General features: G+C 70.0%; 12 protein-coding genes. 2 read left to right on the top strand and 10 right to left on the bottom strand.

Annotated elements, in window-relative coordinates; genetic code table 11:
- Positions 1-21: 21 nt before the first annotated feature.
- From QOL15_RS03270 to QOL15_RS03245, 6 genes are all read right to left on the bottom strand, one after another.
- Complete coding sequence (locus QOL15_RS03270; RefSeq protein ID WP_139197610.1) at positions 22-1164, bottom strand: glycosyltransferase family 4 protein; 1143 nt, start codon at positions 1162-1164, stop codon at positions 22-24.
- Entirely contained in the window at positions 1161-1697 is a 537-nt protein-coding gene (locus tag QOL15_RS03265; protein ID WP_083394150.1) for a DapH/DapD/GlmU-related protein, read from the bottom strand. Before QOL15_RS03265 ends, QOL15_RS03270 begins: the two co-directional genes overlap by 4 nt.
- Before the next feature lie 66 nt (positions 1698-1763).
- Entirely contained in the window at positions 1764-2582 is an 819-nt protein-coding gene (locus QOL15_RS03260; RefSeq protein WP_083394149.1) for a WecB/TagA/CpsF family glycosyltransferase, read from the bottom strand.
- Positions 2582-4048, bottom strand: a complete 1467-nt coding sequence (locus tag QOL15_RS03255; protein WP_083394148.1) for a sugar transferase — start codon at positions 4046-4048, stop codon at positions 2582-2584. The genes QOL15_RS03260 and QOL15_RS03255 overlap by 1 nt, the downstream gene beginning before the upstream one ends.
- 13 nt (positions 4049-4061) lie before the next feature.
- Entirely contained in the window at positions 4062-5051 is a 990-nt protein-coding gene (locus QOL15_RS03250; RefSeq protein WP_071249506.1) for a hypothetical protein, read from the bottom strand.
- A 16-nt stretch (positions 5052-5067) separates the two neighbouring features.
- Positions 5068-6516, bottom strand: coding sequence for a polysaccharide biosynthesis tyrosine autokinase (locus QOL15_RS03245; RefSeq protein WP_065961347.1), 1449 nt, complete (start codon positions 6514-6516; stop codon positions 5068-5070).
- Positions 6517-6670: 154 nt separating this feature from the next.
- Here QOL15_RS03245 and QOL15_RS03240 point away from each other — a divergent pair, with 154 nt between their 5' ends.
- Both QOL15_RS03240 and QOL15_RS03235 read left to right on the top strand, forming a co-directional pair.
- A complete protein-coding gene (locus QOL15_RS03240) occupies positions 6671-7390 on the top strand; it encodes a CPBP family intramembrane glutamic endopeptidase (RefSeq protein WP_071249504.1) in 720 nt (239 codons plus the stop codon).
- Between the two features lie 166 nt (positions 7391-7556).
- On the top strand, positions 7557-8558 hold the full coding sequence (locus tag QOL15_RS03235) for a nuclease-related domain-containing protein (RefSeq protein WP_071249503.1): 1002 nt from the start codon (positions 7557-7559) through the stop codon (positions 8556-8558).
- Positions 8559-8675: 117 nt separating this feature from the next.
- Here QOL15_RS03235 and QOL15_RS03230 read toward each other — a convergent pair whose 3' ends face one another.
- The 4 genes from QOL15_RS03230 to QOL15_RS03215 form a co-directional block, all read right to left on the bottom strand.
- Complete coding sequence (locus QOL15_RS03230) at positions 8676-9233, bottom strand: hypothetical protein (protein WP_065961340.1); 558 nt, start codon at positions 9231-9233, stop codon at positions 8676-8678.
- A 2-nt stretch (positions 9234-9235) separates the two neighbouring features.
- A complete protein-coding gene (locus tag QOL15_RS03225; RefSeq protein WP_071249502.1) occupies positions 9236-10531 on the bottom strand; it encodes an adenylosuccinate synthase in 1296 nt (431 codons plus the stop codon).
- A gap of 265 nt (positions 10532-10796) precedes the next feature.
- Entirely contained in the window at positions 10797-10967 is a 171-nt protein-coding gene (locus tag QOL15_RS03220; RefSeq protein WP_171898736.1) for a hypothetical protein, read from the bottom strand.
- Between the two features lie 134 nt (positions 10968-11101).
- Entirely contained in the window at positions 11102-14788 is a 3687-nt protein-coding gene (locus tag QOL15_RS03215; protein ID WP_071248795.1) for a S8 family serine peptidase, read from the bottom strand.
- Positions 14789-14824 lie beyond the last annotated feature (36 nt).

The following is a 14824-nucleotide window of genomic DNA, read 5'->3' as shown; positions in this document are numbered from 1 at the left end:
GGCGCAGACCGTCAACGGCACTCACCGCGGATGCGCAAACGACTGAAGGGCTCCTTCGATACCAGAAAGAAAATTCTCAACCATCGCGTCGAGAGTGAACCGTTCGAAGGATGCGTTACAGCCCGTGACAAGCGCCCGTCCGAGGCTGTCGTCCGTGAGAATCCGTATCACGGCCTCACTGTACTGCGCGATGTCGTTAGCCACCACGAGGGAATTCTTGCCGTGGTCTAGGTACTCGAATTCCGGAGCATGGAACGGGTAGTCCACAGTGACCAGGGGCACACCGGCGGCGAAGCTGTCAACAGCAACCAGTCCAACCCGTCCTGGCATCAACATCGCCCGGGACGCGGCAAGTGCTTTCGCTTTCAACAGCCCGGTCGCATGCCCAAGTGGCACAAGCCAGGGCCGCGTCTGCGCCTGTCCCCGAAGCCATCCCTCAAGTTCACCACTTCCTACCACCAGTAGACGGAAACTCGGGATGGCCGCCGCGATCGCGTCTCCTGCGGCGATGATGAAGTCCAGTCGTTTAGAGGCATCGAGTCCGCCGATGAACACGGCCGTCGCAGACCCAAGTCCATGTTCTTCGCGGAACGTGATGTCCGGACGTTCCCGTTCCTGCGTCACCGCGTCGCGTAAAGGCGAGCTATCGATTGTGTTCTGCACCACCGTGACTCGTTCAGGTGGGAATCCGGCGCGTAGGACATCGTCTGCGCCTCCCCTCGTATAGGAGAAAAACCAACGTGACCTGAGGGTCAACCATCGCTTCACCCGTTCCTGCAAACGCCCGGTGCGCTTGGTGTACGTGCGCCCATGTCCCCACATCGCAACACGACGGGATGTGGTTCCGATCAACAGGCGGTACGACTCGACGTTACGAACCGCTTGCTCTACAACGATGAGGTCGTATGGCCCACCTGCTCGCACTGGACGCAAGTCCCGGAGTGCGAGCTTTCGTCCCCCGAAGCCGATCCACCGAGTTCGAACCAGTTGCGCGACCTCTGGCACAACATTCGAATCTCCTCGTGCTCGCCATTCAGGCGGCACTTCACCGTGGAACACATGGACCGCGATGCCCCGAGTCGCGGCAACGGCCTTGAGCGCGCGGAAGAAGGGGACGCGATACTGAGGTAGCCAGGGATGAATGATCGCTACTTTGGCCGTCACCGCTTGCCCCTGCTTGCATCCAGAAGCGCCCAGTGCTCACGCAGGGCTGAGGCATCGAATCGGTCCGCAGTGACAGCTGCCGGCACACCGGCCACGATGCTGTTGGGCGGAACGTCCCGGGTCACAACCGCCCCCGCAGCAACTATGGCGCTGCGTCCCACAGTCACGCCCGACAGGATCACGGCCCCGAAGCCGATCCAGACATCCTCTTCAATCCGGGTGCCTTGACTCAGCGCTTCCGGCGCGTCTCCGATCCAGCGCGCTCGGCTCACGACCTTCCCGACCTCTCGCATGTCGTGGTCCGTCCGTCCGACTACGCCGACATTGTTTGCGATCAGCACGCCGTCGCCGATGCTTCCGTCGACTTGGATGGTGCAGTTCTTGCCCACATAGACGTCCGCACCTATGACGAGTTTCCGCGGTGCCCATATAACCGAACCGAAGCCCACATGAAAACCGCTACCCACTTCGACGTTGGCTCGCAGCGCCATTCGTCGTAGAATCAAATTCTTCAGCGAAGTCATCAAGGCCATGCTCTACTCCTTCAGATACATTAACCAGCAGCGCACTGGGATGATCGAACGGGATCTCCCGCAACGTCATCGACCTTCCTTCACAGCATCCTTCCGCCGACGCGAGATGGTGAGGATCACAAATTTTGCGTTACCGATCAGATAGCGCCTCCACAGTCTCCGAGGTTCCCGGAACAGTCGGTACAGCCATTCGAGACCGGTCCTTCTCCACAGCTCCGGAGCTTCTTCAACGTCCCCGGAAACAAAGTTGAATGCAGCCCCTACGGCCAGTGCGACCACCGGCAGCCGATTGGCAATGCGGAGAACCTCGTAGTCCTGTTTAGGCGTGCCGATTCCGACCCAGACCATGTTTGCGCCAGATTTCGAGATCCTCCGGTCGATATCCACGTGGTCTTCCCCATCCATCGGCCTGAAAGGAGGACTGAAGGCGCCGACCACCTCTGCCTCGGGAAACTGCGAGCTGACGACGGCCCGAAGTCGGGCAAGCGAGTCCGGGGTCCCTCCCAGTAGGAAGTGACGCACGCCGGAGACACGGGTCTGTGCAAGGAGTTCGCGAAATGCATCAGGCCCACGGAGATGCGCGACGTCTTTCCCGCCCCGCCTGGCGAGGAAGGCCAAGGGCGTGCCGTCCGCGAAGTTCACACCTTCTTGATTCAGCGCCCTGAGATAAACAGCGTCTGTGGTGAGCGAAACGGTGTAGGCGTTGACGAAGTGAACAGCAACCCCGCCTTGTTCGTGTCGGAGGGACGCGGCCTTCTGAGCCAACGAGTGAAGAAGCTCCGTCGGAGGGACGGCAGCAATCGGGATACCAGCGATCCTGGTGGTCGGAACACGCGGCACGTTCCCGGCGAGATGAGCTCCAGCCTGCTCGGGCGGCAAAGGCATCAATAGGCTCCTCGGGATGCAGATACAGCTTTGAACGTCTTCCAGAGCACGAGCAGGTCGCCGACCATCGACCAGTTCTCCACGTAGTACAGGTCCAACCGCACCGAGTCCTCCCACGACAGGTCCGACCGACCACTGACCTGCCACAGGCCGGTCATTCCCGGCTTCACCAGGAACCTGCGGTGCACGTGGGAGTCGTACCGCGCGACCTCGCTGGCGAGCGGCGGCCGGGGACCGACGAGCGACATGTTGCCGACCAGCACGTTGAACAGCTGCGGCACCTCGTCCAGGCTGTACCGGCGCATGACCGCTCCGATGCGGGTCACCCGGGGGTCGTCCTTCATCTTGAACAGGACCGTGTTCCCCTCGGCCCGGTCGAGCGCGCTGAGTTCCTGCAGGCGGGCCTCGGCGTCGACGACCATCGAGCGGAACTTGATCATGTGGAACGTCGAGCCGTTCAGGCCGACGCGCTCCTGGCGGAAGAAGACCGGCCCGGACGAACCGGCCTTCACCAGGACCGCGAGCAGGACGAGCAGCGGCGACAGCACGACGATGAGCAGCGCCGACCCGACCAGGTCGAAGGCGCGCTTCGTGTAGAGCTTCCGGCCGGAGTACGTCGGGGTCTCGACGTGGATCAGCGGCAGGCCCTGCACGGGTCGGGTGTGGATCCGCGGGCCGCCGATGTCGGTCAGGCTCGGCGCGACGACCAGGTGCTGGCGGCCGGGCTCGAGCGACCAGCTGAGCTGGCGGACGCGCTCGGGCGGCAGGTCGTCCGAGCTCGTGATGACGACGGTGTCCGCGCCGGTGGCTCGGAGCGCGGCGGCGACGTCGTCGATGCCGCCGTGGCTCTCGATGGTGCTGCCGGGCAGGACACCGCGGGTGCCGTCGGCGACCGCGGCACCGACGACGCGGTAGCCGGCCTCGGGCGAGCGGGCGAGTTCCCGCCCGATGTGGAGCACGCTCGCGGTCGACCCGACGAGCAGCACGCGCGCCGAGTAGCCGCCGTGCTTGCGCTCGGCGACGAGCCACTGCCGCCACATCCAGCGCGACAGCAGCAGGACGAGGATGCCGAGCGGGAAGGCGATGAGGACGTAGCCGCGGGCGAGGTCGACGCGCAGCAGGTACGCGGCGATCGCGATGAGACCGAACACCCGGACGCTCGAGTCGGCGACCAGGCGGTACTCCGAGCTGCCGACGCCGATGACGCGGGGGCCACGGGTGTCGTAGATCGCGAGGCCGGTCATCCACACGGCGATGACGACGACCGAGATCGCGAAGTAGCTGAGCTTGAGGTCGGCGGTGTTGGTCGCCAGGTCCGAGCTGAACCCGAGCCAGGCGATCTGCACGCCGAACACGACCCAGATCAGGGCGAGCAGGTCCGTCACCAGGACGCGCCGGGAGTACCGGTGGCTCCACTCCAGCGTGCTCGCCGGAGTGGTCGCGGCACGCGCGCCCTGGACGGTCACCGGGACCTCCCGCCTACCACGTCGCGCCCCCGTCGGTCGACACCGCGACCGCGTCCCCCACCCACGTCCACACGTTGACGCCCGCCCGGTCGATCGCGATCTGCGCGCCGTCGTCCGCCGGCTCGCAGCCGACGGCCTTGGCGGTGGTCGCGGGCGTCACGCCGACGGCGCTCATGGTCGCGATCTGGACGCCCTGGCACTCCGGCACACCGACGCGGGCGAGCGTGTACGAGGCGTCGTTCACGGCGACCCCGCGGACACCCGCGAGCGGCACCGACACCCACGCGCCGGTGCCGGCGCGCCACTGCACGGTGGTGTCGCAGACGACGATCGCCGAGCGGACGCCCTGGAACGCGTCGATCGGCTCGGGGCAGGGCGTCGGGACCGCGACGCCGTTGAGCAGCAGGCCGTCGGGCGTGATCGCGGCGCCGGCAGCGCCGGCAGTGGCCGCCTTCCAGGTCGCGCCGTCGTCGACGCTGGTGCGCTCGGTCGGCGCGCATCCGTCGCCGACGGCGGCGAGGATCGACAGTCCGCTGGTCGTGGCGCGCATGCCCCACAGGGCACGCACGTCCGGGCCGAGCGCGACGGGCTGCCAGGTGGTCCCCGCGTCGACGGTGTGCTCCAGCACCACGTCCGCAGCGGAACACGACGCACTGGAGGCGCGCCATGCCTCCCGGCCGTCGACGGCGGACAGCAGGTGGCGGGCCGGGATGCTCGACGCACCCTGCGCGGTGCCGCCCGCGCCCGGCGTCGCGGAGGTCGACGGCGTCGCGGAGGCCGACGGCGTCGGCGACGGTGTCGCCGTCGCGTCGTCGGAGGGCTCGCTCGAGTAGGTGGGCGCCGGACGGGGCGTCCCCGTGGTGGCGGGGTCGGTGCGGCCGAGCGCGAGCGCGACGAGCACCACGTCGATGACGACCAGCGCGACGATCACGACGGCGACGCCGATCAGCGTGTTCCGTCGCAGTGCACCGCCGAGGCTTCGGGTCCCCCGGTCACGAGCCATGTCGTCGTCCCCCGTCTCAGCGGTCGGCGCGGCGCAGCGTGCCGAGCTTCCCGCGGGCCTTCTTCGGCGGCTTCGCGGACGGCTGCGGCGGCTGCTCGTCGTCGAGGCCGTAGCCGTAGCCGTAGCCGTAGCGCCCGTAGCCGTAGGCCCCCGGCCCACGCACCGGCATCATCGTGATGACGAAGCCGGCGATCGGAGCGCCGACGTTCTCGAGCGACGCGACCGCGGCGGCGAGCTGGCCCTTGTGCGTCTTGCCGGACGCGACCGCGAGGATGGCGCCGGACGCCTTCTTCGACAGGATCGCGGCGTCGGTGACGGGCAGCAGGGGCGGGGCGTCGAACAGCACGTAGTCGAACTGCTGCTCGAGCGTCGCGATGAGCTCCTCCATCGCCTTCGAACCGAGGAGCTCCGACGGGTTCGGCGGGATCTGCCCGGCGGGCAGGACGACGAGGTTGCCGCGACCCCAGGGGTGCGCGACGTCCTCGAGCGTGGCGCGGCCGATGAGCACGTCGGTCAGGCCGGCGGAGCCGTCGACGTCCATGTACTCGCCGACGCGCGGGCGGCGCAGGTCGGCGTCGATGAGGATGACGCGGAAGCCGGCGCTGTCGAGCGCGATCGCCAGGTTCGCGACCGTGGTGCTCTTGCCCTCGGACTGCATCGACGACGTCATCACGAAGGTGCGCGAGCCGGTGCCGAGGTCGAGGAACTGCAGGTTCGTGCGGAGCGTGCGGAAGGACTCGGCGCGCGGGCTGCGCGGGTCGACCTGCACGATGAGGGGTCGCTCGGCGGCCTTGCCGTCGAACGCGATGCCGCCGACGACGGGCTTGTCGCTGATCTTCTCGACGTCGACCTCGGTGCGGACGCGGTTGTCGAGGGTCTCGCGCAGGACCGCGATGCCGACGCCGAGCGCGAGCCCGACGAGCAGGCCGAGGGCGATGTTCACGGGGACGTTGGGGCTGATCGGCGCGAGCGGCACGTCGGCCTGCTTCACGCGGGTCAGCTTGACGGTGCCCTTGCCGTTCGCGTCGGTGGACTCGATGTCCTGCACGACGTTGGTCAGGCTCGCCGAGACGGCGTTCGCGATCTCGGTGGCCTGCACCGGGTTCGTGTCGGTCACGGTGATCGAGATGAGCGTGGTGCTCGTCGGCGCCGTCGCCGAGACCATGGAGGCAAGCTGGTCGGCGTTCATGTCGAGCCGGAGCGACGAGATGACCGGCAGGAGCACGATCGGCGTCTGCACCAGGTTCGAGTAGGTCAGCACGCGCTGCTGCGTGAACGTGTTGCCCTGCGCCAGGTCGCTCGCACTGCCCGAGGTCTCGGTCGAGACGAACACCTGCGCACTCGCCGAGTACACGGGCTTCTTGAGCAGGGAGAACCCGGCCGCCGCGGCGACACCCACGAGGGCGAGCACGACGATCAGCACCCATCCCTTGCGCAGCACTGTGATGTAGTCGCGCAGTTCCACGCGGCCCGCCTTCCCCGATCCTGACCGTTCCTGTGGTCCCGACACAGGGTCTGCAGGGGTTCTCCCAGCAGTCGGCTTGTAAATAGTGCCACACGGATGAGGCCTACTCGCCTGTTGTGGCGGAAGTGACTCGACCGTCCTCTACGCTCGCCCCATGACGACGCAGCCGGACGCGGACACCACCGAGCCCTCGACCGCCCGGCAGCGGGACCTCGTCGCCCTGCTGGTCGCCCTCGTGGTGGCCGTCGTGCTCGCCCGGATCGTGAGCAGCCTGACCCTCCGCGGGGCCATCCAGCCGCCCGCGCTGCAGGTCCTCGCAGGCAACCTGTCGGTGTGGGTGCCGCTCGTGCTCGGCGCGGTGTGGGTGATCGCACGGACGGGCAAGGGCACGCTCGGCCGGTTCCGGATCGAGCTCGGCGACCTGGTGTTCGCGCTCGGGATCGTGATCCTCGCGCGGGTGGTCGACGTCGTGCTCGCGATCGCCCTGACCGGGACCACCGGACTGACCCCGGCACCGTCGCTCGGGGCACCGGACGTGGGGCTGCTCGTCGTCTCTGCCGTCGGCATCGTGATCGTGAGCCCGGTCATCGAGGAGACGTTCTTCCGCGGACTGTTCCAGCGGACCCTGGCGGCCGAGCTGACACCGCGCACGCAGTGGCTCGCGGTCGTGCTGACGGCGTTCCTGTTCGCCCTGTCCCACCTGTTCCTCGGCGCCGCGACGACCACGATCGCCGGGTTCCAGGTGTTCGTCACGACGTTCGTGCTCGGGCTGCTGACCGGCACCCTCGTCGCGATGACGAACCGGATCGGTGCGGCGGTCGTCGCGCACGTGCTGTTCAACGCCGTGGCGGTCGTCGCGACCTGGCCGCGCTGAGCCGCTCCTCCGGGAGTCGACCGGGCAGCGCCGGCGGCGCCGCTGCCACCGGCGTGGCCGGCTCGACCGGCTCGACCGGCTCGGCCGAGGGCCCGACCCGCCGCCGCTGGCTCGACTCGCCGCCGCCGGTCCGCTCCCCCGTCCCCGGGTGTGGTGGGGTTGCACCATGACCAGCGAGCTCGTGCCGTGGTTGGTCGCCGGGGGGCTCGCGGTCGTCGTGGTCGTCCTGGTGATCGTCCTGCGGCGGAACCAGTCCTCGGCCCGTGCCGCCCTCGCCGACGCCGAACGGCTCCGTGACCACCAGACCGGCACGCTCGAACGGGAGCACCGCGAGCGCACCGCCGCGGCCGAGGCCGAGCACGCCCGCCGGCTCGTCGCCGCCGACGTCGCACGCCAGGAAGCCCTGGCCGACGCCGAGCAGAGCCGTGACCTCGCCCGCCGCGGCATGCGGTGGGAGGAGGCCTCGCAGCGCACCATCCACGAGGTCTGCCGTGCGGTCGGGGTGAACGGCGCCCTGTTCACCAACGTCGTCTTCGCCCCCGTCGCCCGCGCCGAGCGCGACCGGAGCCGCAGCTTCGTCGCGCAGCTCGACCACGTCCTGGTGCTCGAGTCGGGCCACGTGCTCGTCGTCGAGAACAAGCGGTGGAACGGCATCGTGTTCGACGGCCGCAAGCCGAGCACCGTGCACCACGCCTTCCGGAACCTGCTCGACGAGTCCTCGCTGACCGGCTCCTTCGCCGTGCAGGTGCGCAGCCGCCGGGTGCTCGACCACGCCGACGAGGTCGAGCACTGGTGGCAGGTGCGCGTGCAGGCCGGCGGCGCCTCGCCCGCGCGCCAGGTCCGGCAGCAGGCCCGCCGGCTCAAGCACTTCCTGAGCGACGAGGACGGCGGCGGCCCCTCGTGGGTGCACTCGGCCGTGTTCTACTCCGGCGACGCCGCCGCGTACGTCCAGGCCGAGGACCGCGGGGAGAGCGAGACCGGCAGCGGCGGTGCCTCGACCGCGATCGTGACCGACGCCACCGAGCTGCAGAACCTCGTCACGACCCTGGTGCGCCGGAACGCCGTGCCGAACCGGGCCCGCACCGACGCCGTCGTGCGGAAGCTGCTCGGGCAGGGCGCCCACACGGTCACGCTCGGCACGTACCGGCTGCCCGAGCTGCGCGACTGAGCACGGCCCGGGCCGCCCCGGGACGAGGCCCCCGCGCCTCCGCACACGACGACGCCCCCGCTGCGCGTGCAGCGGGGGCGTCGCGCCGTCCGGAGGGGCGGCGCAGCTCGGCGCAGCTCAGCGCAGCGCGCGCAGGGCGTCCGCGATCGGCGCGAGTGCGGCGTCGATCTCGTCCGCGACCCGCACGTGCGTCGCCTCGGACCGCCGGTAGGGGTCGTCGACGTCGTCGTCCGCGGGGTCGGCCGGCGGCGGGACGGTCCCCCGCAGCCGGGCGATCCGGTCGACCAGGTCCTGCGCGGTCGCGATCCCGGCGAGGTCGCCCGGCTCGAGCCCGTCGAGCACGCGAGCGAACTGCTTGATCGTGAAGGCCCGCTTGGCCGTCCGGGGCGCGAGCGACACCACGGCCGCACGGTGCGACCGCTCGGCCGTCAGCACGAGGTCGGCCGACGCCGCGATCTGCTCGGTCAGGTAGCGCGAGCGGTGCGTCGACGGGTCGCCACCGAGCCGCGCGGACTGCGCAGCGGCCGGGCCGTCCATCGCGGCACCGTCGTCGGCGATCGTGCCGGCCGACTCGACCGTGAACGCGTGGGCGTCCGGGCCGAGCCGAGCGGTCAGCACCTGGGCGCCGAGCGGGGACCGGCAGATGTTGCCGCTGCAGACGAACAGGATCCGCATCGTCAGAGCGCCGCCCCGAGCAGGTCGTGCCGCACGACGATCGCGTCACGGCCCGGGCCGACGCCGATCGCCGAGATGCGGGCACCCGACATCGCCTCGACCGCGAGCACGTAGTCCTGCGCGTTCTTCGGCAGGTCGTCGAACGAGCGGGCGCCCGTGATGTCGTCGGACCAGCCGGGGAAGTCCTGGTAGATCGGCTTCGCGTGGTGGAAGTCGGACTGGTTGACCGGGACCTCGTCCACGCGCTGCCCGTCGACCTCGTACGCGACGCACACGGGGATGGTCTCGAGGCCGGTCAGGACGTCGAGCTTGGTGAGCACGAAGTCGGTCACGCCGTTGATGCGCGCCGTGTACCGGGCGATCGGGGCGTCGTACCAGCCGCAGCGACGGGGACGACCGGTCGTGGTGCCGAACTCGAAGCCGTTCGCGCGGAGGAACTCCCCCGACTCGTCGAACAGCTCGGTCGGGAACGGACCGGCGCCGACGCGGGTCGTGTACGCCTTGACGATGCCGATGATGCGCTCGAGCTTGCCCGGGCCGATGCCGGAACCGGTCGCGGCACCGCCGGCGGTCGCGGACGACGAGGTCACGAACGGGTAGGTGCCGTGGTCGACGTCGAGCATGGTGGCCTGACCGGCCTCGAACAGGACGGTCTCGCCCCGCTCGAGCGCCTGGTGGATCTCGAGCGCGGTGTCGGCGACCATCGGGCGCAGGCGGTCGGCGTAGGACAGCAGCGACTCGACGACCTCTTCGGCGTCGATCGCACGACGGTTGAAGACCTTGACGAGCAGGTGGTTCTTCTGGTCGAGGGCCGCTTCGACCTTCTGGCGCAGGATGTTCTCGTCGAAGATGTCCTGGATGCGGATGCCGACGCGGTTGATCTTGTCGGCGTAGGTCGGACCGATGCCGCGACCGGTCGTGCCGATCTGGCGCTTGCCGAGGAAGCGCTCGGTCACCTTGTCGATCGTGCGGTGGTAGTGCGTGATGACGTGCGCGTTCGCCGAGACGCGGAGCTTCGAGACGTCGACCCCGCGGGCCTTGAGCGCGTCGAGCTCCTGGAACAGCACCTCGATGTCGACGACGACGCCGTTGCCGATGACCGGGGTGACGCCGGGCGTGAGGATGCCCGAGGGCAGCAGGTGCAGGGCGTACTTCTCGCCGCCGACGACGACCGTGTGCCCGGCGTTGTTGCCGCCGTTGAACTTCACGACGTAGTCGATGCGGGAGCCGAGGAGGTCGGTTGCCTTCCCCTTGCCCTCGTCACCCCACTGGGCACCGATGATGACTGCTGCGGGCATGGAGGTTCTCCTCACGTTGGCGGAGGACCGCACCGGCGGGCTGGGCCGGTGGTCCACCCGAGTCTATCGACTGGTCACCTCCGCGTCACCCGCCTGTGGAGAGCACGGCCGCACCGCACCGACGAGATCGGGGACTCGTCCCGGCCAGAGCCGGGACCCGGGCGGTCACGGCGACCACGCGGGTCCGGCCCGACCACGAACGGACGGGAGGCGCGGTGCCAGCCGGCACCGCGCCTCCCGTCCGTCGAGGGGTGACGTTCCGCGCTCAGATGCGGAAGAAGTCCTGGTAGGACGGGTCGCCGACCGGCTGGGAGTGACCCGGCTCGGCGAGGCGTTCCTCGATCATCGCCTGGATGACGTCCGGCGGCGTGAGGCCGCGACGACGCCACTCCATCGGGTTCGCCCGGAGCTGCATCAGGCTGTTCTGCGTTCGCATGCCTGCAGCGTGGCACCGATTGTCTAGTTTGTCTAACTACATGTCCCCTTGCCGCACTGGGCGCACGGGCACGGGGAGGAACCGGACAGCAGGACGCCCCGCTACCGGTCGGTAGCGGGGCGTCCTGCTGTCGGCTAGCGGCGCGGAGCCACCGCCGCGGTCTCGGCGGAGGTCGCCGTGCCGTCCTGGTAGCCGGACGCCTTCGCGGTGACCGTCACCTGGAAGCGGTGCCCCGCGTCCGTGGTGCCGAGCGAGTACTGCTGCCCGGTCGCACCCGGCACCGCGACACCGTCACGGAGCCACTGGTACGAGTACGTCACCTTCTTGCCGTCCCACGACCCGTGCTGCGCCTTGAGGGTCTTGCCGACCTTCGGGGTGCCCGAGATCGTGACCGCGCTGCCCGGGCGGAGCGCCAGCGTCGGCGCGGTCTGCGCCGCCGCGAGCGTGTCCGCCTGGTCGCCCACCGCGTTGCCGAGGTGGAGCAGCAGGATGCGCGCCATCGTGACGTCGGCAGGACGCGTGACCTGCAGCGAGCCCTGGTCCGCGAAGAGCACACCGGTGGTGGTGCCCTGCGCGAAGGTCAGCGCCGGCTTCGTCGGGTCGTACGTCGCCTGGGTGGTCTCGTCGACGACGTTGGAGCCGCTCGTGGCGAGGGCCGGGGCGTACGCCGACTCGGTGAGCACCGAGTAGTCGAACGGACCGGTCGCACCGATCGTCGACGCCGAGACCGTCAGGACCTTCACGGCGCTGTCGAACGTGTTGACGTCCTGCCCCGCGGTCCCGCCGTTCAGCGGCTGCGAGTCGACGGTCTCGCCCGTCGCCAGGTCCACCGTGGTGGCGAACGTGGCGTCGACCGTGGCCGACTTCGCGTCGTACACCAGGTAGTCGGGCTTGCCGTCGCGGTTCGTGTCGATCATGACCTCGACGTTCGTGACGGCACCGGGGTTCGCGTCGGCGCCGGCGGTCTGCACGCCGAACGCGAGCGTGTCGGACGCCTTGTCGTAGTTCGCACCGTACGACCGGATGTCCGCCGCCTGGAGCGACTGCTTCGCCGCACCGGCCGGGAACGACTCCTGGCCGTCCGTCCCGCCGAGCACGAACGGCGCGACGACCGAGTGGTACCCGGTAACGGCGTCGCCCTGGTCGACCGCACGCCCGGCGAGCGCGAGGTCGGCCTGCGTCTGGGTGCCCGAGAACGCGATGTCCTTGCCGTGCACCGCACTGACCGGCTTCGGCGCCACGTAGGCACCGAGGCGGAGCGGGTTGAGCGACGTGTCGGTCGGCGTGAAGGCCACGACGCCCGAGGCCGCCGCGACGAACTCACGCTGGTACCCGGACTGCACCGACTCCTGGGTGGGGTCGATGACGCGACGCAGCTTCGACGGGTCGGCGATCGTGAACGTCAGCTTGACCGTCGCGGTGCCGTGGGCCGGAGCCGTGACCCGCTTGGTGCTCAGCGTGAACGCGACGCCCGGCTGGTCGACCTGCGGCTGGTAGGCCACGTCGTAGGTGTGCGCCCGGCCGTCGGTGTTCTGGATCTGCAGCGTGCGGGACTCGGTCGCGGCGCCGCTGACCTCGACGACACCGTACGAGGCGGTGACGAGCTGGTCGTTCTCGACGCTGCGGACCGTGGTGCCGGCGGTGACCGCCTGCAGCGCGTCGACGCGGCCGGTGCCCTGGCGGAGCAGCGTGGCCGTGCGGTCGCCCTGCTCCACGTCGTGCGTCGCGGTGTTCATCACGGCGGCCTTGACCTGCGGGGCCGTCCACGACGGGTGCGACTGGAACGTCAGCGCGACGATGCCGGCCACGTGCGGGGTCGCCATCGAGGTGCCGCTCATCGACATGCGGCCGTCACCGGTGCCGTTGGCCGCCGAGATCACGTTGACCCCGGGGCCGGCGACGTCGGGCTTGACGATGTCGTCGAACGAGCCGTGCACACCACGGCTGGTGAACGACGCGAGCGTGTTCACGTTCGCCTGCTCGGTCGCCAGCTGGAAGCCCTTGAGCTCCTGTGCGAACTGCACGTGCAGGGTCCCGGCCTGGGCAGCGGCCTGGAGGCTCGCCACACTGTCCGACGTGAGCTCGGCTCCCGGGATGGTCGCGTTGCCCGCGACGCCCGAGTCGAAGCTCGTCACGGTGCCGGCGAGCAGGACGCCGATGCCGCCCGCTGCCTGCACGTTGGTGAAGCGGACGCCCGAGCCGCACTCGAGTGCGCCGTCGGTCCACTTCAGCCAGACGACCTTGCCCTTCACCTCGGCGGCCTCGTCGGCGCTGAACGCCTGGCAGCCGTCGACGTTCGTGGTCGGCACGACGACGTCGCCCTCGACCGGCAGGGTGCCCTGGTAGTTCTGCGAGTACTGCGACCGGTAGGTCTTCGCGACGTCCGCGGGGGCGGTCGCCTTCACGCCGTCGAACAGGGACTGTCCGGTGGCGCTCGCGGCGACGGTCAGCGCGCCCTCGGCGTTGCCCGGCGAACCACCGATGTCGGTGAAGTCGTCGGCGTTGCCCGAGGCGATGACGGGCAGGACACCGCGGGCGGTGAGCGCGTCGATCTTGGCGTTGTCGGGGTCGTCCGGTGCGCCGTAGTCGGAACCGAGCGACAGGTTGAGGACGTTGATGTCCTTGCCCTCGGTCAGGGCCTTGCCGACCCAGTCGAGCGCGGCGCCGGTGAGGTCGGTCGAACCGCCGCCGTCACCGAACACCTTGAGGGCGTACAGGCCGGCCTGGGGCGCGGTGCCCGGACCGATCCACATGTCCTGGACCTGCTGCGTGGTGAGCTTCGCGTAGTCGCCGCGGAAGGTCTTCTTGTCCGCGGTGAGGCCGAAGCCCGCGGCGGTGCCGGCGACGTGGGTGCCGTGGTCGCCGCCCTTGCCGTCGATCGGGTTGGCGTCGGGCTTCGGGGTCGGGTCGTACGCGGCGCTCTTGGTGTCCGCGTTGTACGTGGGACCGGCGAAGTCGTAGCCGCCGAGGAACTTCGAGCCGTCGTACCAGCTCTTGTCCGGCGCGTTCGTGCTCGCGAGGGCCTGCTGGTACGCGGCGGTGGTGCCCGGTCCGCCGAAGTCCGCCTGCGTGTAGTCGAGGCCGGTGTCGAGCACGGCGACGTTGACGCCCTTGCCGGTCCGACCGGTCTGCTGCCAGGCGTCGAGCGCCCGGGTGTAGACGTCGCTCGCCGCGTTCTTCGGGGCGACGCCGTCCGCGCCGGGGGTGAGCAGGTCGGGGTCGACGCCGCTCGGTGCCCGCGAGGCGTCACCCGGGGTCGGGTCGACGATCTTCTTCGGGGTGAGCGGGATGACGCTCTCGACGTCGGACCGCTCGGCGATGCTGCGGAGCGCGTCGACGTCGGCGACGACGGCGACACCCGGGACGGTGTACTCGGTCGAGTACAGCTCGGTCGCCTTCGCGTCGGCCTGCTTGACGGCGGCGCTCACGGCGTCGACGGTCGAGGCGATCGCCTTGACGCGCTGCTCGGCCTGGGCGGAGCGCGACGTCGACTTCGTCAGGTCGCCGCCCTTGGCCTTCGCGTCGACGGCGAGCGCCCCCTCGCCGGTCGTCCGCACGAACGCGGCGATCGTCTTCGAGGGCTTCGCGTCGCGCAGGGGCTGGGCGAGCTTGAGGTCGGCCGACGACAGGCCCGTCGGGGCGGCGTCCGCAGCACCGCCGACGGCGAGTCCGCCGCACGTCAGGGCCACGGCGGCGATGCCGGCGGTCAGGACGCGGGTCACGCGGCTGCGCGGCGACCGGCCGTGCTGCGGGTCGGGGGTCGTCCGGGCGGACGGGTCGATGGGGGTGGTGGGTGGGCGTTCGGGTGTTGCACGGTTCACAGGGCGCACTCCTCGGGCTCCGTCCGTGGTGGGAAT

Origin of the sequence: Curtobacterium sp. MCBA15_012, assembly GCF_001864935.2 — a bacterium.
Classification (GTDB): Bacteria; Actinomycetota; Actinomycetes; order Actinomycetales; family Microbacteriaceae; genus Curtobacterium.
Note: the sequence above shows the minus strand (reverse complement) of the source record. Positions and strands in the feature narration are given on the sequence as shown.

Coding starts and splice junctions, on each gene's coding strand:
- QOL15_RS03265 (WP_083394150.1), bottom strand. CDS start 1,697: ATGGCCTTGATGACTTCGCTGAAGAATTTGATTCTACGACGAATGGCG.
- QOL15_RS03260 (WP_083394149.1), bottom strand. CDS start 2,582: ATGCCTTTGCCGCCCGAGCAGGCTGGAGCTCATCTCGCCGGGAACGTG.
- QOL15_RS03250 (WP_071249506.1), bottom strand. CDS start 5,051: ATGGCTCGTGACCGGGGGACCCGAAGCCTCGGCGGTGCACTGCGACGG.
- QOL15_RS03240 (WP_071249504.1), top strand. CDS start 6,671: ATGACGACGCAGCCGGACGCGGACACCACCGAGCCCTCGACCGCCCGG.
- QOL15_RS03235 (WP_071249503.1), top strand. CDS start 7,557: ATGACCAGCGAGCTCGTGCCGTGGTTGGTCGCCGGGGGGCTCGCGGTC.
- QOL15_RS03230 (WP_065961340.1), bottom strand. CDS start 9,233: ATGCGGATCCTGTTCGTCTGCAGCGGCAACATCTGCCGGTCCCCGCTC.
- QOL15_RS03225 (WP_071249502.1), bottom strand. CDS start 10,531: ATGCCCGCAGCAGTCATCATCGGTGCCCAGTGGGGTGACGAGGGCAAG.
- QOL15_RS03220 (WP_171898736.1), bottom strand. CDS start 10,967: ATGCGAACGCAGAACAGCCTGATGCAGCTCCGGGCGAACCCGATGGAG.